General features: G+C 65.8%; 19 protein-coding genes. 6 read left to right on the top strand and 13 right to left on the bottom strand.

Annotated features, from left to right (window positions below):
- Window positions 1–4: 4 nt before the first annotated feature.
- The 8 genes from ACYKG1_RS02570 to ACYKG1_RS02535 form a co-directional block, all read right to left on the bottom strand.
- Window positions 5–1,159 (bottom strand): class I SAM-dependent methyltransferase, encoded by a 1,155-nt coding sequence (locus ACYKG1_RS02570; protein ID WP_262083049.1) that lies wholly within the window; start codon window positions 1,157–1,159, stop codon window positions 5–7.
- Between the two features lie 27 nt (window positions 1,160–1,186).
- A complete protein-coding gene (locus ACYKG1_RS02565; RefSeq protein ID WP_262083048.1) occupies window positions 1,187–2,548 on the bottom strand; it encodes an ABC transporter ATP-binding protein in 1,362 nt (453 codons plus the stop codon).
- Window positions 2,538–3,368, bottom strand: coding sequence for an ABC transporter permease (locus ACYKG1_RS02560; protein ID WP_262083047.1), 831 nt, complete (start codon window positions 3,366–3,368; stop codon window positions 2,538–2,540). The genes ACYKG1_RS02565 and ACYKG1_RS02560 overlap by 11 nt, the downstream gene beginning before the upstream one ends.
- Before the next feature lie 40 nt (window positions 3,369–3,408).
- Window positions 3,409–4,581: a cystathionine gamma-synthase gene (locus tag ACYKG1_RS02555; RefSeq protein ID WP_478471759.1), complete on the bottom strand. Its 1,173-nt coding sequence runs from the start codon at window positions 4,579–4,581 to the stop codon at window positions 3,409–3,411.
- Between the two features lie 123 nt (window positions 4,582–4,704).
- A complete protein-coding gene (locus ACYKG1_RS02550; RefSeq protein ID WP_262083045.1) occupies window positions 4,705–6,075 on the bottom strand; it encodes a pyridoxal-phosphate dependent enzyme in 1,371 nt (456 codons plus the stop codon).
- A 301-nt stretch (window positions 6,076–6,376) separates the two neighbouring features.
- The gene (locus ACYKG1_RS02545; protein WP_005407964.1) at window positions 6,377–6,613 is read right to left on the bottom strand and encodes an HP1242/YdcH family protein; all 237 of its coding nucleotides are present in this window, start codon (window positions 6,611–6,613) and stop codon (window positions 6,377–6,379) included.
- 324 nt (window positions 6,614–6,937) lie between these two features.
- On the bottom strand, window positions 6,938–7,822 hold the full coding sequence (locus ACYKG1_RS02540; RefSeq protein WP_100471194.1) for an OmpA family protein: 885 nt from the start codon (window positions 7,820–7,822) through the stop codon (window positions 6,938–6,940).
- Window positions 7,819–8,184: a DUF4398 domain-containing protein gene (locus ACYKG1_RS02535; protein WP_100471193.1), complete on the bottom strand. Its 366-nt coding sequence runs from the start codon at window positions 8,182–8,184 to the stop codon at window positions 7,819–7,821. The genes ACYKG1_RS02540 and ACYKG1_RS02535 overlap by 4 nt, the downstream gene beginning before the upstream one ends.
- 121 nt (window positions 8,185–8,305) lie before the next feature.
- Here ACYKG1_RS02535 and ACYKG1_RS02530 point away from each other — a divergent pair, with 121 nt between their 5' ends.
- From ACYKG1_RS02530 to ACYKG1_RS02520, 3 genes are all read left to right on the top strand, one after another.
- Window positions 8,306–9,433 carry a PilT/PilU family type 4a pilus ATPase gene (locus ACYKG1_RS02530; protein WP_100471192.1) on the top strand — a complete coding sequence of 376 codons (1,128 nt, stop codon included), beginning with the start codon at window positions 8,306–8,308 and terminating at the stop codon, window positions 9,431–9,433.
- A gap of 130 nt (window positions 9,434–9,563) precedes the next feature.
- Entirely contained in the window at window positions 9,564–10,847 is a 1,284-nt protein-coding gene (locus ACYKG1_RS02525) for a putative DNA modification/repair radical SAM protein (RefSeq protein ID WP_262083043.1), read from the top strand.
- Window positions 10,828–12,288 (top strand): UdgX family uracil-DNA binding protein, encoded by a 1,461-nt coding sequence (locus tag ACYKG1_RS02520; RefSeq protein WP_478471756.1) that lies wholly within the window; start codon window positions 10,828–10,830, stop codon window positions 12,286–12,288. Before ACYKG1_RS02525 ends, ACYKG1_RS02520 begins: the two co-directional genes overlap by 20 nt.
- A 45-nt stretch (window positions 12,289–12,333) precedes the next feature.
- On the opposite strand, the gene maiA is transcribed toward ACYKG1_RS02520, so the two are convergent.
- Window positions 12,334–13,002, bottom strand: a complete 669-nt coding sequence (gene maiA, locus ACYKG1_RS02515; RefSeq protein ID WP_478471755.1) for a maleylacetoacetate isomerase — start codon at window positions 13,000–13,002, stop codon at window positions 12,334–12,336.
- Between the two features lie 14 nt (window positions 13,003–13,016).
- Window positions 13,017–14,006, bottom strand: a complete 990-nt coding sequence (locus tag ACYKG1_RS02510) for a fumarylacetoacetate hydrolase family protein (RefSeq protein WP_478471753.1) — start codon at window positions 14,004–14,006, stop codon at window positions 13,017–13,019.
- 991 nt (window positions 14,007–14,997) lie between these two features.
- Between ACYKG1_RS02510 and ACYKG1_RS02505 the strand changes: the two genes are divergently transcribed.
- A complete protein-coding gene (locus ACYKG1_RS02505) occupies window positions 14,998–16,413 on the top strand; it encodes a DEAD/DEAH box helicase (protein ID WP_100471187.1) in 1,416 nt (471 codons plus the stop codon).
- A gap of 549 nt (window positions 16,414–16,962) precedes the next feature.
- Here ACYKG1_RS02505 and ACYKG1_RS02500 read toward each other — a convergent pair.
- Both ACYKG1_RS02500 and ACYKG1_RS02495 read right to left on the bottom strand, forming a co-directional pair.
- Window positions 16,963–19,563: a M14 family zinc carboxypeptidase gene (locus ACYKG1_RS02500; protein WP_478471751.1), complete on the bottom strand. Its 2,601-nt coding sequence runs from the start codon at window positions 19,561–19,563 to the stop codon at window positions 16,963–16,965.
- Between the two features lie 74 nt (window positions 19,564–19,637).
- Window positions 19,638–22,277, bottom strand: a complete 2,640-nt coding sequence (locus ACYKG1_RS02495; RefSeq protein WP_478471750.1) for a TonB-dependent receptor plug domain-containing protein — start codon at window positions 22,275–22,277, stop codon at window positions 19,638–19,640.
- 192 nt (window positions 22,278–22,469) lie between these two features.
- Here ACYKG1_RS02495 and queD point away from each other — a divergent pair, with 192 nt between their 5' ends.
- Together queD and ACYKG1_RS02485 are read left to right on the top strand one after the other, a co-directional pair.
- A complete protein-coding gene (gene queD, locus ACYKG1_RS02490) occupies window positions 22,470–22,832 on the top strand; it encodes a 6-carboxytetrahydropterin synthase QueD (RefSeq protein ID WP_014035871.1) in 363 nt (120 codons plus the stop codon).
- Window positions 22,833–22,948: 116 nt separating this feature from the next.
- The gene (locus ACYKG1_RS02485; RefSeq protein WP_100471184.1) at window positions 22,949–23,296 is read left to right on the top strand and encodes a phasin family protein; all 348 of its coding nucleotides are present in this window, start codon (window positions 22,949–22,951) and stop codon (window positions 23,294–23,296) included.
- Window positions 23,297–24,071: 775 nt separating this feature from the next.
- Here ACYKG1_RS02485 and asnB read toward each other — a convergent pair.
- Window positions 24,072–25,973 (bottom strand): asparagine synthase (glutamine-hydrolyzing), encoded by a 1,902-nt coding sequence (asnB, locus tag ACYKG1_RS02480; RefSeq protein WP_478471747.1) that lies wholly within the window; start codon window positions 25,971–25,973, stop codon window positions 24,072–24,074.
- Between the last annotated feature and the right edge of the window lie 66 nt (window positions 25,974–26,039).

Here is a 26,039-nt window from a genome sequence, read left to right as displayed (position 1 = left end):
GACGTCAGAAAAGGCGGCGTATCGAGCGGAACGGCGCAGTCAGTCGCCATGAATGGGAGGAATAGACCTCCTCAAGGCGGCGTGCAATGACTTCGTTCTCGGCCTTCAGCGCCTGCAATGCCTTCTCCGCTTCAGAGTGCCTTTTCTCGCCAGCCTCAGCTCGCAAGGAGGCCTGTTGCTCAGCGATCTGGGTGGTGCGCAGCTGCGTCTCCACGTCAAGCACGCGGTGCTGCAAATCATTACGTCCCTGTTCCAGCTCGGTGATGAGGCCCTGCTGCCGGGACTGCTCTGCCGCAAGCCGCTCCACCTCTCTGCGGGTCGCATCGCCCAAGCGCAGCGCATCCTCCAGCCTCGCACTCAGATCGTCACATTGCTGCCTGGCCTGCTCCAACCGTGAACCAAGTTCATTGCGCTGGAGAATCGTGACCTCCAGCTCAGCGTCCACGGCAACAAGGCGATCATGCACTTGACCATATCGGCCCAGCAGATCCTGTCCGTGCGCAATCAGCTCGGGCATGACGCGCTGAAGCGGCGCCTTGGACGCATAGATGGCCAGCAACTGCTTGCCGCTGTACTGCGGGTCCGGCAGAAGGCCAACATCGATCACACCTGCATGCACCAAACGGAAGTCATTTGGAAGTTCGCGGCGAAGGTTGTGCCAGTGGAAGCTGTAGAAATGCTCCTCGTGACGCTCCTCCAGCGGCTCCTGGAACGGCACTAGCATGACGAAGTACTGGCGCGCGTGAGCGGTCAGAGTCGCTGCGGTGTCCCACGGCGCGTGGAAATGTTCAAGCGTATTGGACGAGAAGATCACGTCGAATTCGAGATCGACTCCTTCTGCCAGGAGGTCATCGGTGGCGAAGGCGATATCCGGATAGTTCCGGCGAGCCTGTTCGATGGCCGATACGGAGAAGTCCAGACCCGCGACACGTTCCAAGCCCAGTTCGGACTTGATCACCTGCGTGCCATCACCCATGGCGCAACCCCAGTCACACAGTTCCAGGCTGTTGCGCTTTACGTCCTCCACGAACCAGGCCGGAAACAGGCGGCAAGCCACCATTCCAAAGAACTGGCTCTGCCTCTGGCCCTCGTTCTGGATCCAATCGCGCTGGAATCGGGACTCCCAGTAGTCCTGCCCATTGATATCGCTGGTTGTCATATGGAACTTCCCGTGGACTTCATGGAGTCAAAGCACCTTCTTCTCGATCGGCACGATGAAGGTGCCGTAGCGGAACTCCTTCATGAATACTTTCAGGTATTGCGCACCCTCGATGTATTCGAAGTACTGGATACTATCCGACGAGCGATCCTCCAGGGCGGCCACGAGCACGTAGTCACCTTCTCGCAGGTTGCAGTCCAAGGTAAATGCGACCTCGACCGTATCGCCCCGGACATCCAGGCGCAGGCGCGGCGAATCCCATGTGGTGCCAACCACCAGATCGCTGCCAGCCATGTCTTTCAGCGAGAACGCCATGCTGAGGCACTCTCGATTGGCCGATGCCGGAATCTTCGCCTTGATGCGGATGCACAGCTTCTCGCCGGTGAAAAACATGTTGCGGCGCTGGCCATCGACGGCTTCAGTCTCCACCGCAAGAAGCGAGCCGACATGGCTGCCCCAATGATTGACCGGCTTGCGCGCGCGCAACTGCTCCTGGGCCTTGTCGTCCGCGATTTCTTGGTTTGCCGTTGCAACAGCCTCTTCCCGCTCTTGCTCGAGACGCGCCGAGTCTTCCTCGAACAGGTTCTGCATGTACTGCGCGGTGACCGCAAACACCGAACCGGACATGCGCGGGCGCCCCTTGTCCAGCCAGATGCTGCGATCGCACAGCGAGCGGACCGCACCGACGTCATGGGAAACAAACAGGATCGACAAGCCTGATTCGCGGAGCTTCTTGATCCGTGCCATGCACTTGGCGTTGAACTTGGCATCGCCCACCGCCAACGCTTCGTCAATGATCAGCAGCTCCGGGCTGGTGTGAATGGCAACAGAAAAGCCGAGTCGGACATACATGCCGCTGGAGTAGGTCTTCACCGGCTGATCAAGGAACTCGCCGATATCGGCAAAGGCGACGATGTCTTCGAATCGCTGATCGATCTCGCTCCTTGTCAGCCCCAGCACCTGGCCATTGAGCAGAAGGTTCTCGCGCCCGGTGAATTCCGGATTGAAGCCAGCTCCCAACTCCAGCAGCGCTGCGACACGCCCTTTGGTGAGGACGGTGCCTTCAGTTGGCTGGAGAGTGCCGCAGATGAGCTGGAGAAGCGTGGATTTGCCTGAGCCATTGCGGCCGATGATGCCAACGGTCTCCCCTCTGCCCACTTCAAAGGACAGACCGCGCAGCGCCCAGAACTCGCGGTGGTAGGGCACCTCGCGCATGCCAAGCACACGCCTGAGGGGCGGCATGAACATCTCTTTCAACCGGTCGGAGGGTTTCCCATACATGGCGTAGGCCTTGCCTACATCATGAGCGGCAATCACCACTTCTTCCGGGGGAATGATGCGCTTGATCTCATGTGCGGGATCGTGCTCGAAGGCGCTATCAAAGGACATCGGCAAACCCCTTTCTGGTGGCCTGGAACACGGTGTAACCCATATGAGCAATGATCAGACCGGCTAGGGTCATGATACCCAGCATCAACAGATCGGGAGTCTGCCCCTGCAGCGCAGCGGCCCGTCCGGCTTCGATCGGGAACGTCATCGGATTGGCCAGCATCCACGACTTGAACTTTTCCGGGAATGCGCTGCCCGGGAAGAAAATCGGTGACATGAACATCGTACTGATAACTACGAAACCGACGATATGGGTGACGTCCCGCACATAAACGCCTATGGCCGCCAGGAACCATGAGAGTCCCAGCACGAGCAACACCACGGGCAGCAGCAGGACGGGAAGCCAGACAATCTGCCAGTGGATGTGCGCGCCCAACGCAAAGGCCAGGCATGCCAGCACAACAACACCGACTGCAAAGTTGAACAGCGCCGCGCCCATATTCACTACAGAGAGAACTTCCAGTGGAAACACCACCCGCTTTACATAGTTCGCATTGCCCGTAATGGAAATGGGCGCCCGCGAGATGCACTCGGCAAACACATTGAACATGATCATGCCGAGGAACAGAGGCACAGAGAAATTGCCCTCCGCTCCGGGGATGTTCCAGCGGGCCTTGAAGATTGTCCCGAACACGAAGCTGTAGATGGTCAACAACATCAGATTGTTGATGATGTACCAGAGCAAGCCGCCGTATGCCCCGCGGTACCGACCTTCGATTTCACGCCTGATCAGTGAGAGGGTGAATGCCTTGTTCCGCCACAGCTGTGCCCACGGACCCAATACCACTGTGTGCAGCAGCTTTCCAATACGCCCACTCATCACCGGCACCCACCCTGCATAGTCAAGAAGATATCGTGCATCACGCCAGTGCCCTCTCCAGATCCACCTGCAGATCCCCCAGCTCCTCCACACCCACGCTCAGCCTAACCAGCGCATCACTGATCCCCAGCTGCTCTCGACGCGCGACCGGAATCGAGGCATGGGTCATCACCGCCGGGTGGTTGACCAGGCTTTCCACGCCGCCCAGCGATTCGGCCAGGGTGAACAGTTCGGTCTTCTCGCAGAAGCGCTTGGCCGCCTCGAAACCGCCCTTCAGCACGATCGAGACGATGCCGCCGTAGCCGGCCATCTGCTTGCCGGCCAGCTCATGCTGCGGGTGCGAGGCCAGGCCCGGGTAGATCACCTTCTCCACCGCCGGGTGCTTTTCCAGCCACTGGGCCAGCGCCAGCGCGTTGGCGCAGTGCGCCTTCATGCGCAGCGGCAGGGTCTTCAGGCCACGCAGGGCCAGGAAGCTGTCGAACGGACCCTGCACACCACCCACCGAGTTCTGCAGGAAGGCCATCTGCTCGGCCAGTTCGGCGTTGTCGCCGACCACGACCATGCCGCCGACCATGTCCGAGTGGCCGTTGAGGTACTTGGTGGCCGAATGCAGGACCAGGTCCGCGCCCAGTTCCAGCGGACGCTGCAGCATCGGCGAGGCGAAGGTGTTGTCCACCACCACGATCAGGCCATGGCGCTTGGCGATGGCGGCGACCGCGGCGATGTCGACGATCTTCAGCATCGGGTTGGTCGGGGTCTCGATCCACACCATCTTCGTCTTCGGCGTGATGGAGGCTTCAAACGCCGCCAGATCGGTCAGGTCGACGAAGCTGAAGTCCAGCCCGGCGGTGCGGCGACGCACGCGCTCGAACAGTCGGAAGCTGCCGCCGTAGATGTCATCCATCGCCACCACGTGGCTGCCGGCGTCCAGCAACTCGATCACGGTGGAGCTGGCCGCCATGCCCGAGGCGAAGGCGAAGCCGCGGGTGCCGCCTTCCAGCGAGGCCACGCAGCGCTCATAGGCAAAGCGGGTCGGGTTGTGGGTACGCGAGTACTCGAAGCCCTGGTGCTCGCCCGGGCTGGACTGGGCATAGGTCGAGGTGGCGTAGATCGGCGGCATCACCGCGCCGGTGCTGGGGTCGGGCGACTGGCCGCCGTGGATGGCCAGCGTGGCCAGGGCCAGCGCGCGGTCCGGGGAAGAAGCGTTGGACATGTCGTTTCCTGATTGGCGCCGATGACCGGCGCCGTCGAAGGAGCGGGAGTCTATCAGCGCGGCCTTAACGAGCTTTGACGCGGATAAACCGGGATTCAGCAGCGATCTGCGGCGATAAACGCCTTACTGAACGCGGCGGCGCAGGTAATTCAGCAGGTCGATGCGGGTGATCAGGCCGAGGAAGGCGTCGCCGTCCATCACGATCGCCACCTGGCCGCGGTCGAACACCGGCAGCAGGGCCTCGATCGGCGACTTCACGTCCAGCCGGTCCAGCTTGCTGACCATCGCGGTGGCCACCGGGTCGCGGAAGCGCGCTTCGTCGCCATAGACGTGCAGCAGCACGTCGCTTTCGTCGACGATGCCGACCAGCTGCTCACCCTCCATCACCGGCAGCTGCGACACGTCGTACAGCTTCATGCGCTGGTAGGCGGTGGTCAGCAGGTCGTTCGGGCCGATCACCACGGTGTCGCGCTGGCCATACGGGCGCAGGATCAGGTCGCGCAGGTCGCCGTGCTGCGGGCGCTGCAGGAAACCGTTGTCCAGCATCCAGTAGTCGTTGTACATCTTCGACAGGTACTTGTTGCCGGTGTCCGGCACCAGCACCAGCACCTTCTTCGGCGTGGTCTGCTCGCGGCAGTACTTCAGGCCGGCGGCCAGCAGGGTGCCGGTGGACGAACCGCCCAGGATGCCTTCCTTGCCCAGCAGCTCGCGCGCGGTGTGGAAGCTCTCGGCATCGCTGATGGCATAAGCCTTCTTGACGCGGCTGAAATCGGAAATCGACGGCAGGAAGTCCTCGCCGATGCCTTCCACCAGCCAGCTGCCCGACTTGTCGTTGAGATTGCCGTCGTTGATGTACTCGGCCAGGATCGAGCCGACCGGGTCGGCCAGCACCAGCTCGGTCTTCGGCGACAGCTTGGCGAACGCGCGCGACAGGCCGGTCATGGTGCCGGAGCTGCCGCAGCCGAACACGATGGCATCAAGGTCGCCGCCCATCTGCTCGAGGATCTCCGGGCCGGTGCCGAACTCGTGCGCGGCCGGGTTGTCCGGGTTGCCGAACTGGTTGATGAAGTAGGCGCCCGGGGTCTGCTCGGCGATGGTCTTGGCCAGGTCCTGGTAGTACTCCGGATGACCCTTGGCGACGTCCGAACGGGTCAGGCGCACTTCGGCGCCCATCGCCTTCAGGTTGAAGATCTTTTCCCGGCTCATCTTGTCGGGAACGACGAGGATCAGCTTGTAGCCTTTCTGCTGTGCAACCAGCGCCAGACCCAGGCCGGTGTTGCCGGCGGTACCCTCGACCAGGGTCGCGCCCGGCTTCAAGTCGCCCCGCTGCTCCGCCGCCTCGATCATCGACAGGCCGATGCGATCCTTGATCGATCCGCCCGGGTTGGCGCTCTCGAGCTTCAGGTACAGCTCGCAGACGCCGGTGTCCAGGCGCTGGGCCTTGACGATCGGGGTCTGGCCGATGAGTTCGAGGACGGAAGAATGGATGGGCATTCGGAGGACTTTCGATTCGCGCCACGCAGGGCCGGACCGATGATTATCCGACGGATGGCGCTGAATGTCAGGTCGGTACGGGCATGCCACCCACCTACCCCAAAAAGGGATGCGGACGGCCCCGGATCGACGAGGAGACCGGTACCGCCCGCATCGGTGAGTTGTGCCTGCAGGCCAAGGCACCACCGCCTGTGGTGCCTTGGCGCGGCCGCCTCATCGGCGGTGCCGCGATGCCGGGGCTGGAGCGGCCGGCGGGGCCATCGATGGCCGGGTCACGCCGTTCCAGGCGTAACGGGGTGCGTCAAAGCGTGGGGGACGTCGTGGGGAGCGGTGTTTCGTACATTCGCAGAAGTCGTTGCTTGGCCAGCAGCTTCTCGCGCTTCATGCGACCCAGGGTGACATCATCGATCGGGAGTACACCCAACTCCGCGTCCATGCACTTCTTGTTCAACTTGCGGTGCTGGTCATGGAGTGCCCTGAACTCCGGATCACGCGCGCGACGGGCGTCGATCTCGCTCTGGGGCTGATCTTCAAACATGATGGACCTCCTTCGACAGATACACGAACGCCCCGGCCGCAAGGCACGGGGCGTTGTTCATGGAGGAGCGCCGGTCGATGGCCACCTGGACGCCTGCAACGACCTGCGGCACTGGCCTGCGCACGTCGATCTGCTGCGGTTCGCGCCCTGCTTGCATCGGCCCGGCCCTCCCATCGTCCGGTCCGCGGCATTGCGTCCCGGACGATTGACCCTACGCCTGCTCAAGGCGGGGTACAAGACCCCTGCATCAAAAAGGCCGAACCCCGCCGGGGCGGGGTTCAGGCTGAATGCTCATCACAACGAAAAACAAACAATATCAATGCATTACGGGGCGATGATGACCTCGGCCGAGCGCGCCCGGGTGGAGGCTGCCTTCTTGCCGCTGACCTGGATGCGGTTACTGGCGACACCGGCTGCAACGAGGGCGTCGCGCAGCGCTTCGGCACGCTTCTGACCGACCCCGTTGGCGCTGTCATAGGCCTCGATGCGCAGGCGACCCTTCTTGCCGATGTTCAGATACTCGGCCAGCGCCTTGGCCTGGTTGCGGGCTCCACCGGACAGGCTGGAGGCGCCTGCGGCGAACGCGTCGCCATTGAAGGTGAAGACTTCGCCACGGCCATCGAACTTCGAACCCGGCAGCTTCTGCCCGGACACCAGCTCGGCTTCCTCCCGGGCCAGCTTGGCGGCGTTCTGCTGGGCGGCGCTGAGGCGCTGCTGCTGCTTGCCGGCCACGCTGGTCAGGGCGTTCTCGGCGTCCTGGCGGGCCAGGGTTTCGGCCTCGGCGGCCTGGCGGAGGCGCTCGGCCTCCTCGGCCTGCATCTGCGCCTGCATCCTCAGCTGCTCGGCTTCCTGGCGGGCACGTGCGGCATCGCGGCGGCTGGCCTCGATCAGCAGGTCGCTGCGGGTGCGCTCCAGGCGGTCGACCTCGCGCGCGGCCAGTGCGGTACGCACGGCAGTCTCGGCGATCTCCACCCGGCGCTCGGCCAGGTAGGTGGCCAGCTCCTGGTCACGGCGCTTGGCCTTGTCCAGGGTGGCGATGGCCTGCTGGGCCTGCATGCGCTCGAAGGCGCCCAGCTCAGCGGTGTCGGGATTGGCCTGGATGGCCATCAGGCGCTGGCTCAGCTGCGCCACCAACGGGTTATCAGCGGCCACGGCCAGGGTCGGCAGCGCCAGCAGCGCAGCCAGGGTTGCGGCGGTCATCGGCTTCACCGGCGGTCCTCCCCGGTCGACAGCTGGCGTTGCAGCTGGTTGACCTCGTTGCGGCGCAGCTGCAGCTGCGCGGTCACGGTGGCTTCCTCGCTGCGGGCACGGGCCAGGTCGGCATCGGCGGCGGCGCGCAGGGCCATCGCCGGGGCGTTCTTGCGCTCGCGGCGGTCGCCAGCGGCGCGCTGCGCCTGCTCCAACCCCTGCCGGGCCAACCCGATCAGGTCCGGAGCATACTGGTCGGCATCGGCCTGGGTGGCCTTGTCGACCGCCTGCCGGGCCTGGGCCAGTTCCAGTGCGCCGTCCTGCGCCCAGGCGGGGGCAGACAGTGCGAATGCAAACGCCATCACATACAGGCCATGGCGCATTCGTGCGAAGCTAAGTCGTTTCATTGGGGAGGCCGTACCGGTTGTCGGTTCACGGCCATTGTCGTCAAGCCGACACCGTGCTGGCAACGGGCGTCGGCCGTTTCGTTGGGGAAAATTCGCGATGGATATCGGCTACTTCCTGAAGCTGATGACCGAAAAGAACGCTTCGGACATGTTTTTGACCACCGGGGCACCGGTCTACATCAAGATCGAGGGGAAGCTTTATCCGCTGGGCAACACCGGCCTGCCACCGGGCATGGTCAAGAAAATCGCCTACTCGCTGATGGACGAAGGCCAGGTGCCGCAGTTCGAGCGCGAGCTGGAGCTCAACATGGCCATCGCCCTGCCCGACGCCGGGCGCTTCCGCGTCAACGTGTTCAAGCAGCGGGGCGAGGTCGGCATGGTCATCCGCGCCATCCGCAGCCGCATCCCGAGCATCGAGGAGCTGAACCTGCCGCAGGTGCTGAAGGACGTCATCATGACCCCGCGCGGGCTGGTGCTGGTGGTGGGGTCCACCGGTTCGGGCAAGTCCACCTCGCTGGCGTCGATGATCGACCATCGCAACAGCACCACCACCGGTCACATCCTCACCATCGAGGATCCGATCGAGTACCTGCACAAACACAAGATGTCGATCGTCAACCAGCGCGAGGTCGGGCTGGATACCCATGCCTTCCACAACGCGCTGAAGAACGCGATGCGTGAAGCGCCGGACGTGATCCTGATCGGCGAGATCCTGGATGCGGAAACGATGGAGGCGGCGATCGCCTTCGCCGAAACCGGCCACCTGTGCCTGGCCACCCTCCACTCCAACAACGCCGACCAGACCATCGAGCGCATCCTCAACTTCTTCCCGGAAAGCGCGCACAAGAACGTGCTGATGAACCTGGCGCTGAACCTGCGAGCGGTGATCAGCCAGCGCCTGGTGAAGAACAAGGAAGGCCGTCGCCTGCCGGCCACCGAGGTGCTGATCAACACGCCGATGATCCGCGACCTGCTGCGTCGCGGCCAGGTGCACGAGATCAAGGCGGCGATGGAGGCCTCGCTGGAGGAAGGCATGGAGAGCTTCGACCAGTGCCTGTTCCGGCTGGCCAAGGCCGGCACGATCGAGCAGGAGGAAGCGCTGCGCGCGGCCGACTCGCGCGATGGCCTGGCGCTGAAGTTCCGGCTGTCCGAGGGCAGCAGCGGCGAGCACGACCCGTACGCGGATTTCTCGGCCGGGCAGCCAAGCATCACTCACGGGTTCTGAGTGCACGAAAAAGGGGACGGAGGGGATTAAGTCGTATATGCACTTACGACGTAATCCCCTCCGTCCCCTTTTTCTGAAGCGTTCAGGGGCGGTCTCATCCATTGAGACCCCTCATCCGTAGGTTTCCGCAATGGAAACCATCCGCAAGCTGGCCATCCTGGCCGACGCCGCCAAATACGACGCCTCCTGCGCCTCCAGCGGCTCGGGCAAGCGCGATTCGCGCGCCAGTGGCGGCATCGGCAGCACCGAAGGCATGGGCATCTGCCACAGCTATACGCCGGATGGCCGCTGCGTATCGCTGCTGAAGATCCTGCTGACCAACTTCTGTGTCTACGACTGCGCCTACTGCGTGAACCGCGTGTCCAGCAACGTGGCCCGTGCGCGCTTCAGCGTGGATGAGGTGGTCGCGCTGACCCTGGACTTCTACAAGCGCAACTACATCGAGGGCCTGTTCCTTTCCAGCGGCATCATCCGCAACGCGGACTACACCATGGAGCAGATGGTGGAGGTGGCCCGGCGCCTGCGCGAAGAACACCGCTTTGCGGGGTACATCCACCTCAAGACCATTCCCGAGGCCTCGCCGGAACTGCTGGCCGGTGCCGGGCGCTATGCCGACCGCCTGTCGATCAATGTGGAACTGCCCACCGAAGCTGGCCTGAGCGCGCTGGCACCTGAGAAGACCGTGCATTCGATCCGCGGTGCGATGGGCGAGCTGCGCTGGCGCATCGAGGAAGCCAAGGAGGCACGCAAGGCCCCCGCGGCGGTGGCTCCGACAGCCAGCCGCAGCGCGCGCCCGCGCCCTCCGCGCTTTGCCCCTGCCGGGCAGAGTACGCAGATGATCGTCGGCGCTGATGGCGCCAGCGACCAGCAGATCCTGGCCAGCGCCGATGCGCTGTACGGCAACTACCGGATGCGCCGCGTCTATTACTCCGCGTTCAGCCCGATTCCGGACGCCAGCCGGAAGCTACCCCTGCAACCGCCGCCGCTGCAGCGCGAACACCGCCTCTACCAGGCCGATTGGTTGCTGCGCTTCTACGGATATGAGGTGGAGGAGATCACCGATACCACCCAGGCCGGCATGCTCGATCTGGACATCGACCCGAAGATGGCCTGGGCGATCCGCCACCCCGAACGCTTCCCCGTGGACCTCAACCGCGCGCCGAAGGAAATGCTGCTTCGCGTACCCGGGCTGGGCGTGCGCAACGTGAAACGGGTGCTGATGGCACGCCGCCACGGTCGCCTGCGGGTTGCCGACGTGGCACGCCTGAAGGCGCCGATGAGCAAGCTGCTGCCCTTCGTGCTGCTGGCCGACCACCATCCGCGCAGGGCGCTGGACGATCCGGCGGCGTTGCGCGCGCAACTGGCCCCGCCGCCGCGCCAGGGTTCGCTGTTCGATGCCCCGTCCGCAGCCTGACGCGCAGCGCTGGTCGCTGCGGGTGGATCCGCCATGGTCGCTGGAGGCCTGGCGCAATGGTGCGCGTGATGCCCTGCTGCGCGGCGTCGCGCCGGAACAGCTGGACTGGCTGGAGGGCAGCCACGCATCACTGCTGGACGCGCCCGCGGTCAGCTCGGCGCCCATGCTGGCCGATGCTGGCGCACCGAATGTACCGCGCGACTTCCTGGAACTGGCGGCCACCTGCCTGTGTCATCGCGATGTGCAACGCATGGCCCTGCTGTACAGGTTGCTGTGGCGCATCACCCATGGCGAACGCTCGGTGCTGTCGAACCCCGCCGATGCCGACGTACTGCGGGCCATGGCCATGGCCCAGGCCGTCCGCCGTGACACGCACAAGATGAAGGCATTCGTGCGCTTCCGCGAGGTGCCTGGCCAGCCTGATGCATTCATCGCCTGGTTCGAGCCGCAACACCACATTGTCGACCGGATCGCGCCGTTCTTCGCGCGCCGCTTCACCGGCATGCACTGGGCCATCCTCACCCCTTCGCGCAGCGTCGCCTGGGATGGGCAGGCACTTGCCTTCGGTCCCGGCGCACGGCGCGAGGATGCCCCGGCCGAGGACGCACGCGAAGCGCTGTGGCAGACCTACTACGCCAGCATCTTCAATCCAGCCCGGCTCAACACGCGGATGATGATGCAGGAGATGCCGGCCAAGTACTGGCGCCACCTGCCCGAGGCACAACTGTTGCCGCGCCTGGTGCGCGATGCGGCCGACCGTGTGCAGGAAATGCATGACCGGCCGGCGCAGGCACCGCAGCGCAGGATTCCCCTGAGTGCAGGCGCTGTGCCATCGACCACCGACACCAGCCGCCTGGAGAGTCTGCGTGCGCAGGCCAGTGCCTGCCGCCAGTGCCCGCTTTGGGAGCAGGCCACGCAGACCGTGTTCGGGCAGGGGCCGGCAAGCGCCGAGGTGATGCTGGTCGGGGAACAGCCTGGCGATAGCGAGGACCTGCGCGGACAACCGTTCGCGGGCCCTGCCGGCCGGTTGCTCGACCGTGCGCTGGCTGAACTGGGAATCGATCGCGCGACGCTGTACCTCACCAACGCGGTGAAACACTTTCACCATGAACGGCGCGGCAAGGTACGGCTGCACAAACGACCGGAAAGCCGCCATATCCAGGCCTGCCGCCCCTGGCTGATGGGCGAGATCGCGCGCGTCCGACCACAGGTGATCGTATGCCTGGGCGCGACAGCGGCAACGTCGGTGTTTGGGCGTGATTTCGACTTCTCACGCGACCGCGGACGCTGGCACACCCTCGAGGACGGCACACGCGGCTATGCCACGGTGCACCCGGCATGGGTGTTGCGGCAGACCGACGATGCGCGCCGCGAGGATGCCTACCGGCTGTTCCGCGATGATCTGGCCCGATTGCAGCAAAAAGGGGACGGAGGGGATTAAGTCGTTTGTGCATTTGCGACTTAATCCCCTCCGTCCCCTCTACTTTCAGGCGACGTCGGGCTGGTTTTCCGGGCGCGCGCGGTCGAAGGCGTCCAGCGCCTGGCAGGCGGCCTCGATGCGGCGCAGAGTCGGGTACGGCGCCAGATCCAGGCCGAAGCGATGCGCGTTGTACAGCTGCGGCAGCAGGCAGATGTCGGCCAGCCCGGGGCGGTCGCCGTGGCAGAAGGTGCCGGTGTCCGTGCTGTTGGCCAGCAGGGCTTCCATCGCAGCGAAGCCCTCGGCGATCCAGTGCAGGGTCCATTGCGTGCGGGCATCGGCCGGCAGCTGCAGGGTGCGCTCCAGGTACTGCATCACCCGCAGGTTGTTGATCGGGTGGATGTCGCAGGCCACCAGCTGGGCCAGCGCCCGAACCCGCGCGCGGCCGGCGGCGTCGGCCGGCAGCAGCGGCACGTGCGGGAAGCGCTCATCCAGGTACTCAAGGATCGCCAGCGACTGGGTGAGCGCGTGCCCCTCGTGCAGCAGGGTGGGCACCAGTTGCTGCGGATTGAGCGTGCGATAGGCGTCCAGGTGTTGTTCGCCGCCCTCGCGCACCAAGTGCACCGGCCGCGCCTCCCAGGCCAGGCCCTTCAGCTCGAGGCCGATGCGCACGCGGTAGGCGGCGCTGGATCGCCAGTAGGTGTACAGCACGATGCCGTCGTCGACCGGGATCTCCATCGCCGCCTCCCTGCTCAGGGCCTGGTCGCCTGTTCGATGCGCTGCTCGATCGCACCGAAGATGCTGTTGCCGGCGGCATCAAGCATCTCGATGCGGACCACATCGCCGAAGGACATGAACGGCGTGCTCGGCTTGCCATCGCGCAGGGTTTCGACCACACGCTGCTCGGCGAAGCACGAAGCGCCCTTGCTGGTGTCCTCGTTGGCAATGGTGCCGGAACCGACGATGGTGCCGGCGCCAAGCGGACGGGTCTTGGCCGCATGTGCGACCAGCTGGGCGAAGTTGAACTGCATGTCCACGCCCGCTTCCGGCGCACCGAACCACTGACCGTTGATGTGGGTCAGCAGCGGCAGGTGCACCTTGCTGTCCTGCCACGCAGCGCCCAGCTCCTCGGGGGTGACGAACACCGGCGACAGCGCCGAGCGCGGCTTGGACTGCAGGAAGCCGAAGCCCTTGGCCAGTTCGCCGGGGATCAGGTTGCGCAGCGAGACATCGTTGACCAGGCCGACCAGCTGGATGTGGCCAGCGGCCTGTTCCGGCGTGGCCGCCATCGGCACGTCGTCGGTGATCACCACGATTTCCGCTTCCAGGTCGATGCCGTAGTCCTCGCTGACCACCTTGACCGCGTCGCGCGGGCCATGGAAGCCGGCGCTGGTGGCCTGGTACATCAGCGGGTCGGTGTAGAAGCTCTCCGGCACCTCGGCGCCACGGGCGCGGCGCACGCGCTCGACATGCGGCAGGTAGGCGCTGCCATCGACGAATTCGTAGGCACGCGGCATCGGCGCGGCGAGCGCCTGCGGATCGAGGTCGAACACGCCATCGGCGTCGCCTGCGTTGAGCGATTCGTACAGGGCGTTCAGGCGCGGTGCGATGTGGCTCCAGTCCTCCAGGGCCTGCTGCAGGGTGGCGGCAATGCCGGTGGCGCGCACGCCGTGGCGCAGGTCACGCGAGACGACGATCAGGGTGCCGTCGCGGCCGCCTTCCTTCAAAGAACCAAGCTTCATGGGTGGGTGTCCGGAGTCGTGGGCAAACAAGTTTCAAGTGTAATCAAATATGCGGCGACGCCAAGCTGCAGCGCGGCATCGGCCCACCCTACCGCAGGAGGGGGTTCGGCAGGGCTTGCAGCCCTGCAACTGCTCAATGCAACGGCAATGGCAACGGCAACGGCAACGTCAAAAACAGCTCTGGCTTTCTGCTGGTTGGGCGGGGCGGTGTGGGTGGGCAGGGCACGCCGTGCCCCCCCCCTCCGGGGTCCGGCCCAGCCGCTGGCGGCTGCGCGTTCGGGCGCTTGCGAAGCAGTGCTTCGCAATCAAAGCGCCCTCACCCATGGGGGCCAGATCAAACGGTCCTGCCCACCCACACCGCCCCACCCGACAGGTTCACGCGGCTGACGGTGGGTGCCGACCGTTGGTCGGCACATCTGTCAGATATCGAAATTCAAAACAGAATCAGAGCTCGTGCCGACCAACGGTCGGCACCCACCAAAGCAGAACGTCGTTCCGACAGATCGCGGAAAACTGTCGAAGGCGGGGTGGGTCCGGTCGCGGGAGTGTCCGCGGCATGGATGCCGCGGCCAAGCCCCCATGGACGGGTTTACGGCGTCTCCCGCCACCGGACCCACCCCGCCATCCCTCAGGAAACCAGCTTTTGACGTTGATGTTGACGTTGCTCCGGCCTCTGCGGGTGCAGGGCGCAGCCCTGCAGAGAGCCCCCTACCTGAACAGGCCTTTTTGCGTGAAGTCTCAAACATCGTTTAGACTAGCGGGGTCTGCAGCGGCCGTCCGTTTCCCTCCGGGACCGCCGGCGACCAGGGTCCGCCCTCTTCGCCCGCCCCCACTCCGACGCCGTTCGTCACGCATTCCAGCCTGCGCTTCGTGCCGGCTGCACCCAATTCTCGCAGCGCGGTTCACGGGAACGCTCCGAGTCAGCCGATCAGTTTGATCTGCCCCCGCCTGTCCAGTCGGTCAGGCGTTTCTTGTACTTGGAGCAAACTCAATGTCTTTTGAATCGCTGGGCCTGGCGCCCTTCCTGCTGCGCGCGCTTGCCGAACAGGGCTACGAAAACCCGACCCCGATCCAGCAGCAGGCGATCCCGCTCGCGCTGGCCGGTCGCGACCTGCTGGCCGGCGCGCAGACCGGTACCGGCAAGACTGCCGCCTTCGGCCTGCCGCTGCTGCAGCACCTGGGCACCGCCTCGCAGGAAGTGCGCAGCGGCCCGCGCAAGCCGCGCGCGCTGATCCTGGCCCCGACACGCGAGCTGGCCACCCAGGTGCATGACAGCCTGCGTGGCTACAGCAAGTACCTGCGCATCCCCAGCGCCTGCATCTACGGCGGCGTCGGCATGGGCAACCAGCTGGACATCCTGCGCCGTGGTGTGGACCTGCTGGTGGCCTGCCCGGGCCGCCTGATCGACCATCTGGAGCGCCGCAGCGTCGATCTGTCCGGCATCGAACTGCTGGTGCTGGACGAAGCCGACCGCATGCTCGACATGGGCTTCCTGCCGTCGATCAAGCGCATCCTGGCCAAGCTGCCGAAGCAGAACCGCCAGACCCTGCTGTTCTCGGCCACCTTCGAGGACAACATCCGCCAGCTGGCGCTGGAGTTCATGCGCAACCCGGAACAGATCCAGGTGACGCCGAAGAACACCGTGGCCGAAACCATCACCCACCGCGTGCACCCGGTCGATGCCGGCCGCAAGCGCGACCTGCTGCTGCACCTGCTGGCGCAGGACAGCCGCGAGCAGACCCTGGTGTTCGCCCGTACCAAGCACGGCAGCGACAAGCTGGCCACGTTCCTGGAAAAGTCCGGCATCAAGACCGCGGCGATCCACGGCAACAAGAGCCAGGGCCAGCGCCTGCGCGCGCTGGGTGACTTCAAGGCCGGCCGGGTGACCGTGCTGGTGGCCACCGACATCGCCGCGCGCGGCATCGACATCAACGAGCTGCCGAAGGTGATTAATTTCGACCTGCCGATGGTGGCCGAGGACTACGTGCACCGCATCGGCCGCACCGGCCGCAATGGCGCGACCGGCCAGGCGATTTCGCTGGTGGCGCAGGATGAAGTGAAGCTGCTGCGCGCGATCGTGCGCCTGCTGGGCCGCGACATGGACATCCGCGATGTGCCGGGCTTCGAGCTGCAGACGCCGATCCGCTGGGGCAACAGTGCGCCGGGCAAGGCCGAGCACGATACCGGCGAGCGTGCACCGCGCAAGAGCCACGCGCGTCGCCCGCACGGCGATGCGCCGCGCCATGCGCATGCCGGCCCGAAGAAGGCCGGCGGTGGCCGTCGCGAGGGCGGTGGCAATGGCCAGCAGCGTGCGGGTGCAGGCGCCGGTCAGGGCCAGCGTCGTGGGGGTGGTGGCAATGGTGGCGGTCGTGGTCGTGGCCAGGGCGGCGGCGGTCGCGCCGGCTGATCACAGCTGACAGCTGTTGTGCTTCCCGCTGCGCGGGAGGCTATCGGGGGACGGCGCTGACGCGCCGTCCTTTTTTTTTGCCGGCTACCGTGGGTGAAAGCACGCGGATGGTTTGGCTTGGGGCGGCGCAGGGCGGAGTGGGGGCAAACACGCCGTAAACCCATCCATGGGGGCTCGATCGCGCCATCCATGGCGCTCACGGTTTTGCCCCCACTCCGCCCTGCGCCGCTTCAAAGATCGCCAGCGCCTACTTGTCCCGCCGGGTAGCCGGGAGAAGAAGATCAAATTCAAATTCAAATTCAAATTCAAATTCAGATTCAAAGGCAAAAGCCGAAGTCGAAATTCCTGGCTTTGCTTTTGCCCTTGCTCCTGCCTTGGGGTTCGATGCGTCCGCGCCCGCAGGAAACTGCCGAGGGGAGGCGGGGCGGGCTGCGCAGGACCGTGAGGCGCATGGATGCGCCGATCGAGCTTACATGGACGTATTTACAGCGTGTCCTGCGCAGCCCGCCCGGCTTCCCCACCCATATATCAACTGAAGCGCGTGCAGCCTCAACCCCGCGCCTTGCCCGGATTCACCAGATTCCCGAAGAAGATCGCGTTGATCAGCAGCCGATCCGTCCCATGCCAATACTTGCGATGCGCCGGATCATCGGCAAACAACACCACGTTGCCCTGCCCCTGCGCAGACACCAGCAGCCATGCGCTGCCCGCCACCCGCGTGCGGTTGCGCTCTGACAGATAGCCATTCACCCGCGGCGGCGTGTCGATGCGTACCACTGTCGAGAACGGGTTCGCGCTTGGCTGCAGCGTCACCGTGTTTTCCTTGTTGATCGCCAGCTGCCGGCGTGGCACGCCAAACGCCAGCGGATGGCTGGGATCCACGTCGGCACTGAGGATGTTGCCGCTGACCCGCTCGATCGCGGCGATGTCACGCTGGTCACCAAACGCACGGCGGCTTTCGTCAGCAGCATCTTCCTCCTTGCCAAGCTTCTCACCGTCGGCCAGCTTCTGTTCGATCGCCCATTTCGAGGCACTGCCGTAGGTCACCAGTGAACCACCGGCCTGTATCCAACGCTTCAGTGCAGCCACCGCCGTGGCATCGATGCCGGTGTAGGTTCCGCCGGACAGCACGATGGTGGTGTAGCGATCCAGCGGCACTTTGCCCAGCTGCTGGGGATCCAGCTTGCTGGCGGGCAACCGCAGCTGCTGGTCCAACAGGAACCACGCCGAACCAATTTCGGTGGCCGCTACGCCCTCGCCCATCACCAACGCAACGGCCGGCTTGCGCAGCGCCTTGACGCCGTCACTTCCGAGATCGATGCCCTCGCTGCTGCGGCCGCTGGACAGCGCATGCACCGGCACGCCGGCAGCGCGCGCGGCGGACGTCACTGCTTCAAGCAGCGCCGCGCCCTGCAGCGACTGCCCGGCAACAGGAATCACCAGGCTGCCGGCAGCGAAGCTGACCTCGCCCTGCGCGGTCGCGGTGGTGAACGGCTGGAATGCCGCGCGTGCATTCACACCCTTGTCCTGCAGCGCGGCCAATGCGCGCCCGGCATTGTAGTCGCGCCAGTCGATCGCGTAGGCGAATCCGGCCTGGCCGCCCAGCACGGCGCCCGGCTCCGCCGGTAGCGCGGTCACGCGTGCGCCGCCGTCGATGCGGCTGCGGCTGCGGCTGCCGGCGAAGGCCACGCCATAAGCGGGTGCAATGGCATAACTGGTGCTGCCGTAGAACACATCGCCCTTGATCGGCGGCGTCTCGGCAAAGATCGAATGCACCAGGCGGAACTGCGCCTGCTGCACCGGCACCGCGTAGGCGCTGCCGGCATCGAAGCGCTGCCCATCGACAGTGATTGCACGATCCAGCGCGCGCACCTCGATGCGATGCAGCAGCAACAGTTCCAGCAGGCGGCGGGTCAGTGCCGGATCATGCGCATCGCCGAATACGAAACTCTTCACCGGCTGCTGTGCGGCCTGCTTCAGCGCGCTCTGGAAGAACTGCTTCTGCAGGTCGAACAGGCCGCTGCGCTCGGTCACCGCGCCACGCACCGTGCCCAGTCCGGTAGCGACCTGGTTGCGGATGGTGAACGGGAAGGTCAGCAGGCCATTCACCGATTCCTGCACGCGGCCGCGCGAGCTGGCCTGCTCGACGGTAACGCCGACAGCACCATGGAAGTCCGGGTAGGTGGAGCCATAGACCGGCGAGAAGTTGTCGAAGTTTTCGCCGGTGTAGTACAGCGAACCCAGTGCATCCAATGCCTGCGCGTGGTACTTGGCCAGGGTCTTGTTGAACTCATATGACGCCGCCGGAATCAGCGGGCTGTGCATGCTCTTCGGCGACGGCTCGAAGTAGTAGGTGCTGTCCTTGCCCATCTCGTGGAAGTCGATCTGCACGTTCGGGTACCACTGGTGGAACACCTCCACCTTCGGCCGCGAGTCCTGCTGGGTCAAGGCCAGCCAGTCGCGGTTGAGATCGGTGAAGTAGTGGTTGGTGCGGCCCTGCGGGAACGGTTCGACGTGTTCCTTGTCGGCCGGGTCGGCTGAGGCTGGATCGGACGCCCAGGCGTTGTGCCAGTTGGCGGCGCGATCGCGGCCGTCCGGATTCTGCGCCGGGTCGAACAGCACCACCGCCTGCTGCAGCCACTGCTGGGTTTCGGCGCTGCGGTTGGCCACCAGGTAGTACGCCGTCAGCATCGCCGCTTCGGCACTGGAGGTCTCGTTGCCATGCACGCTATAGCCCAGCCACACCACCACCGGGCTGTCACCGGCGGCGCTGCGCGGCTGCGCCGGATCGGCCAGGGTCGCGTGCTGCTGGCGGATCTGTTCCAGCCGCGCATGATTGCCTGCAGCGGTGACGGTGGCGATCAACAACGGGCGACCTTCATAGCTGCGGCCGATCTCGCGCACACTGATCCTGTCCGAGCGTTTCGCCAGTTCCTGGAAGTACGCCACCAGCTGGTCGTGCCGCGTGTAGCGGCTGCCGATCGGGTAGCCGAGGAACTGTTCCGGCGTGGGCACCGCCGCATCGAACGCCGCCGCATCGGCAACCTGCGGGAAGAAGTAGGCACTCTGTGCCTGCGCCGGCTGCGGCGGGGACAGTGCGGTGGCGGCGGCAAGCAGCAACGGAAGAACGGCACGGCAATGCAAGGACACGATGACTCCCCTGGAACGCAACAGCAGACAGTCGCGCGGCCGGTCCCGTCAGGTGACCGGCCGCGGCGGATGGATCAGAAGCGGTAGTCGAAGCCCAGCGTGAAGTAGCGGCCACGCAGGTCGTACTGGCTGAAGTCGTACGGCGCGCGGATGCCGGGGAAGGAGGCGTCGTACGGCGGCGTCTTGTCGGCCAGGTTCTGCACCTTGGCGTACACGGTCAGCTTGTCGATGCCGGTGTAGGCCAGGTACAGGTCGTACTGGCTGTAGCTGCCGACGCGCTGCTGCACGGCCTTGGCGGCGGAGCTGGCCTCCTGGCGGTAGCTGCTGGTGTAGTACCAGGTCACCGCTGCGTTGAAGTCGCCGTACTTCCAGTCCAGCGTGGTGGTGGCCTTGTCCTTGGGCAGGGTCGCGCCGAGGTTGCTGCCGGCGTAGTCGACCAGCGGGCCGCCGACCACGGTCGGGCGACGGTAGTCGCGCACGTGGGTGTAGGCCGAGGACACGGTGAAGTCACCCAGTGCCGCGGTCGGGATGCGCTGGCGCAACTCGACATCGATGCCCGAGGTCTTCAGCTCGCTCAGGTTCTGGTAGCGGTTGTAGACCGCCTGCAGCTTGCCGCGCTCATCGCGCTGCACCGCGCCGGCCACGTTGTCGTTGACCAGGGTCTGGGTGTTGTTGGTGCCGACCAGGTTGTCCAGCTGGATGCGGTAGTAGTCCACGCTCAGGTTGGTGTTGGCCCACGGCGACAGCACCACGCCGAAGTTGACGCTCCTGGTGCGCTCCGGCTTCAGTGCGTTGTTGCCGACGGTGAAGAAGGTCGGGTTCTGGCGCGAGCCCGGCACGTCCGGATCACGCGGATCGACCACGCTGCCGTAGGCGATGCTGGTGCTGTTGGAGTTCTCCGACAGCGACGGTGCACGGAAGCCCTTCGACGCCGAGGCACGCACCAGCAGGAAGTCGAGCGGCTGCCAGCGCAGCCCGATCTTTGGCGAGAACGCATCGCCAAAGTCATCGTAGTGATCGGCGCGCGCGGCGGCGGACAGCTCCAGCGTCGAAGCCAGCGGCACGTTCACTTCGGCGTAGGCGGCACTGACCTGGCGCTGGCCATGCACTTCGGCGATGGCCGGGCGCACCTGCAGGCCGGCATCGATCTGCCACGGGTTGTTGGAATCGAGCTTCTCGCGGCGCCACTCGGCACCGGCAGCGAAGCCGATCTCGCCAGCCCAGGTGTGGCCCAGGCTGCCGGAAATCTTCGCGTCGACACCCTGCAGCTTGGACTCGGCCGGGCGCAGCGTGGCGATGTTGATCGAATCACGTACCGACTGCGGCGTGGCCGCCGGATTCAGCAGGTTGTAGCTGCCGGTGGCCAGCGCATCGGCCAGTGCCCAGCGGTTGGCGAAGCCGCCGGACACACTCTCGCGCTCGCTGCTGCGTGCGCCGAATGCGGCCACTTCCCAGTCCCAATTGGCGGTGGTGCCGCGCAGGCCGAACACGCCGCGATAGGCGGTGGAGCGGTTGGTCTTGATCGTGCCGCCGAGGTCGAAGAAGGTGTATTCAATCGGGATCGCGCGGCCGTACGGGTTGTACGGGTTGTTGGCCGGCAGCAGCGATGACACCGGCTCTGCCAGGCCGCTGTTCGCGTTCAGTGCGAAACGTCCGCTCTCCAGGGTGAAGAACGGGCTGCTGCCGAACCACGCGGCGCTCTTGATCTGGCTGTACAGCACTTCGCCGAACGCTTCGACATTGTCGTTCAGGCGGAAGGTGCCGTTGGCATAGGCCTGGTAGCGCTTGGTGGAGGGGATCAGCGTGGTGAACGGCGCCTGGTTGAAGCCGCAGGTGTCGCCAGCCAGGCCGTCGATCGGTGCGCTTGCAACGCGGGTGGTGCCGGCCGGGCAGTTGCCGTTGGCATCGAGCATCGGCACCGACACGCCGTTGACCAGGTAGCGCGCGCCCTTGGCCGACCAGCCGTTCCAGCGGCCGCCAGGCTTGTCGGTGTAGATGCCGCTCCTGGTCAGGTTGCGTTCGTCCTGGTCCAGGCGTTCGCGGTTGTAGCCCTGCAGGCTGAAGAGGATGTTGTAGCCATCGGTATCGAGATCACCAAGGCCACCGACGAACTTCAGGTTCTGCTCGTGCAGGCCGCCCTGGTCGGCACCGCCGAAGCTGCCGCCGATCTCGGCGCCTTCGAAGTTCTGCCGGGTGATGATGTTGACCACGCCGGCCACGGCGTCGGAGCCGTACACCGCCGAGGCACCGTCCTTGAGCACTTCGATGCGCTCGACCGCGACCAGCGGCAGCGCGTTGAGATCGACGAAGGTATCGGACAGGCCGCCGGCGGGGAAGCCGTAGTTGGCCAAACGGCGGCCGTTGAGCAGCACCAGCGTGTTTTTCTGCGACAGGCCACGCAGGCCGATGCCGGCCGAGCCGGAGGCCCAGCCGTTGTTGGTGGTTTCGTTGCTGGCGTTGCCGGTGTTGGCCGAGATCGAACGCAGCACGTCGGCCACGGTGGCCTTGCCGGTCTGTTCCAGCTGCTGGCGGCCGATCACCTGCACCGGGTTGGAGGCCTCGGTATCGGTGCGCTTGATGTTGGAACCGGTGACACGCACGGCGGCCAGGGTGCTGGCTTCGCCACGGGCGTCGGCGGAGGTTTCGGCGGCGGCGGACAAAGGCACGGCCAGAGCGACGGCCAGGGCCGCCACGAGCAGGGTGTGCTTGGGCATGACGATGTAGGGGAGGTGGTAAGGACGACGAAGTTCCGCAGTAGTCCATGCCTGGCCGGGGTCCGGCCAATAACATCTCTTCATACGGATATAAGAGAAACTATCATCTCTTCATCCGGATGAAAAGACGTTCTTCACGAAAGACCAACCTCCGCTCAGGCTGCCCGGCGGCCTGCGGCGTACAATTGCGGCATGGAAATCTTCAAAGTCTTCATGCTCGAGGCGGCGCACCGCCTCCCCAACGTGCCGCCGGGGCACAAATGCGCGCGCCTGCACGGCCACTCGTTCCGGGTGGAACTGAAGGTCGAGGGCGAACCCGGCGCGCAGACCGGCTGGATCATGGACTTCGGTGACGTGAAGGCGGCCTTCCAGCCGATCTACGACCGTCTGGACCATCACTATCTCAATGACATCCCCGGCCTGGAGAACCCGACCAGCGAGAACCTGGCGGTGTGGATCTGGAACGAACTCAAGCCGAGCCTGCCGGCGCTGAGCGAGATTACCGTGCACGAAACCTGCACGTCGGGGTGCCGCTACCGCGGCCCGGCGACCTGATCAACCCATTGATCTGAAAGGTTTTCCAAAGGCGCCTTGGGCGCCTTTTTTATTTTTGTTGCAATGCCGCATCAAGGGCGTATGCTGCATTGCATCAAGCCACTCCCTGATGCCCCATGGCCGCCGCCTTCAGCGATCGCTTCAGTGATGCCACCCGCCAGCTCGCCGCCGCGGCAACGCGCGCGAACCGGTTGGCGTTGGAGAACGCGGAAAGCATGTTCGGCGTGCAGCTGAAGGTGATGGAGCGCAACCTGACCGCGACCGGCGGCTGGCTGGGTGAACTGGCCCGCGGCGACGATGCGGCCGGGACGCTCTCCAAGGGGGCGCAGCTGTGGCAGGACAACCTGCAGCGGCTGGGCCAGGCCCAGCAGGATGTGGTCGGACTTGGCCTGCAGGCCAGCAAGGCCTGGTCCGAACTGGTGCAGGGCTACAACGAATCAACGGCGGACGCGAACAACCACTGACGCGACGCAACGCTCATTGCGTGGGTCCCTCCCCCCACGCAATCCGGACCCGGCAGATCCCTCCCTCTGCCGGGTCTTTTTTTGCCTGGCGTTCGGATTACGGAGCGCGTCTTCGTCCGGATTCGCTGCGAACTGATGGGCCTCGCCGGGGTGGGCAGGGGCCTGGGCAAATGTCCCCCGGCGCCGGCCGTTGGCCGTCACCTCCTCCTTTACTTTGCCCAGGCCCCTGCCCGCCCCGACGAGGCTCGGCGTGCGGTGAGTAGAGCGCAGCGCGCGCGGGCGCCTTTCAAGGACGCGCCGACGAGCTCCGAACGCAGGGCGGATGCCCTTGCGTACGAAGTAAAGGGGGAGGTGACGGCCAACGGCCGGCGCCGGAGGACATTCGTACGCAAGGGCATCTGCCCTGCGCCGCGCAGAACACACCGCCACAAGCGCGTCTTCGTCCGGATTCGCCGCGAACTGATGGGCCCCGCCGGGGTGGGCAGGGGCCTGGGCAAATGTCCCCCGGCGCCGGCCGTTGGCCGTCACCTCCTCCTTTACTTTGCCCAGGCCCCTACCCGCCCCGACGAGGCTCGGCTTACGGCAGGTACGGCGCAGTGCTTGTGGCAGCCTTTCAATGAGGCGCCGACGAACTCCGAACGCAGGGCGGATGCCCTTGCGTGCGAAGTAAAGGAGGAGGTGACGGCCAACGGCCGGCGCCGGGGGACATTCGTACGCAAGGGCATCCGCCCTGCGCCGCGCAGAATGAAACCGCCGCACGCGATGCAGGAACGACTCAGCGCCCGCGGCTACCGTGCCAATGCTGGTGCCACGCCTGGAACATCAGCACGTTCCACAGGTGCGTGTGCCACTTGCGCTCGCCACGCAGGAACGCTTCCCAGATACCGCGCACCCGCCCCGCGTCGAAGCAACCCTGGTTGCGCAGCAGCTGCGGGTCCAGCAGCGCCTCCGCCCAATCGCGCAACGGACCCGCCAACCAACGCGCCATCGGCGGACCGAAGCCGCGCTTGGGGCGATACACCAGCGGATCCGGCAGGTAGCGCGCCAGCAGGTGCTTGAGGATCCGCTTGTGCTCGCCATCGTGGTACTTCAGGTGCTGCGGCAGGCGCCAGGCCAGGCGCACCACCTCCATGTCCAGCAGCGGCGCACGGGTTTCAACGCCCGCCGCCATGCCCGCGCGATCAACCTTGGCCAGGATGCCCTCGGCCAGGTCCATGCGGAAATCCAGCAGCTGGATGCGCGCCTCGGCCGGCAGCGCCGTGTCCTGCTGCTGGAAGATCGTCACCGGCTCGCGCGCGCCCAGCACCACCTGCGCCGGCTGCCGCCAGCGGGTCACGCGCTGCAGGTAGTGGCCTTCCACATCGTTGGCGGCAACCTCGGCCACCAATGCGCGCCAACCACCGAGGCGGCCGCGCTCCACGTTCATGCGATTGCCGCTGCGCCGCGCCAGCCCGCGTACCCAGTCCGGCAGGCCACCGCACAGGCGCGCATTGCGCAGTGCGCGGCCGTAGCTGGGGTGGCCGAAGAACAGTTCGTCGCCGCCATCACCCGTCAGCGCCACCGGCTTGCGCGCGCCCAGCAGTTCGCTGGCCAGCAGGGTCGGCAGCTGCGAGGCGTCGGCGAAGGGCTCGCACCAGACCTGTGGCAAGCGCTGCAGCAGGTCCAGGCCCTGCCGCGCGTCCATGCGGTGCAGGTGGTGTTGCACACCCAGGTGGCGCGCGACCTGCGACGCCCAGTCGCTCTCGTCATGCCCTGGATCGTCGAAGCCGACGGTCCACGCTTCGATCGGCAGCGTGGATTGGGCCTGCATCATCGCCGTCACCAGCGAAGAGTCGGTGCCGCCGGACAGGAACGCGCCGCAGGCCAGTGGCGAGTGCATGCGTGAAGCGATGGCCTTCTGCAGTACCGCTTCGAGCTGGTCGGTGGCCTGTTCCAGGCTGGGCGCCGGCTGCAGCGGCTCCTGCAGTGCGCTCTGCATCGCATCGCGTGCACACCAGTAGCGCGTTCCCCCCTGCGCGGCCTGGCTGGCGCAACCCGCGGCATGGTCGCTGAGATCGATGCGCAGCACCCCGCCCGCCACCAGCTTGTGGATGCCACGGTAGATGGTGTGCGGCGCCGGCACATAGTCGTGGCGCAGCAGCAGGCTCAGGGCGTCCTGGTCGATGCTCGGCGCGAAGCCGGCGAAAGCCTGCAGCGCCTTCAACTCGGAGGCGAACAGGAACTGGCCCTGGTGCCAGCCGTAATACAGCGGCCGCTCGCCCACCGGATCACGGGCCAGCCACAGCACGCGCGACTCGCGGTCCCAGATACTGAAACCGAAAGCGCCCTCGATACGCGACAGCGCCCGCTGCACGCCCCATTCAACGATCGCCTGCAGCAGCAGCCGCGCATCGCTGCAGCTGCGCGGCAGATCGCGCAGCTGCGCCTGCAGGTCGCCGCGGTTGTACAGGCGGCCGTCCAGGCACAGTACGTAGCGACCGCAGTCCGAGCTCAGCGGCTGCAACGGCGTATCGGTCGGCGCCCGGCAGTGGCCCAGCGCGAGGCCGGCCTCGGCATCGGTCCAGTAGCCAATGCGGCCACGCCCCCGCTGCTGCAGGGCGCGCAGCATCGGGGCCAGCTGCTGCAGCAGCTGCTCGTCCTCGGCCGGCGGCAACCAGGCCCCGACCACGCCGCTCATCGGGAGCCTCCGCACTGACAGCGGCGGGACGGGTTCGGCAGGCAGGGGGCGGCGGGCGACATGAGG

Source organism: Stenotrophomonas sp. 85239_Sma (genome assembly GCF_056481725.1).
This window is presented reverse-complemented; position numbering and strand designations above follow the sequence as displayed.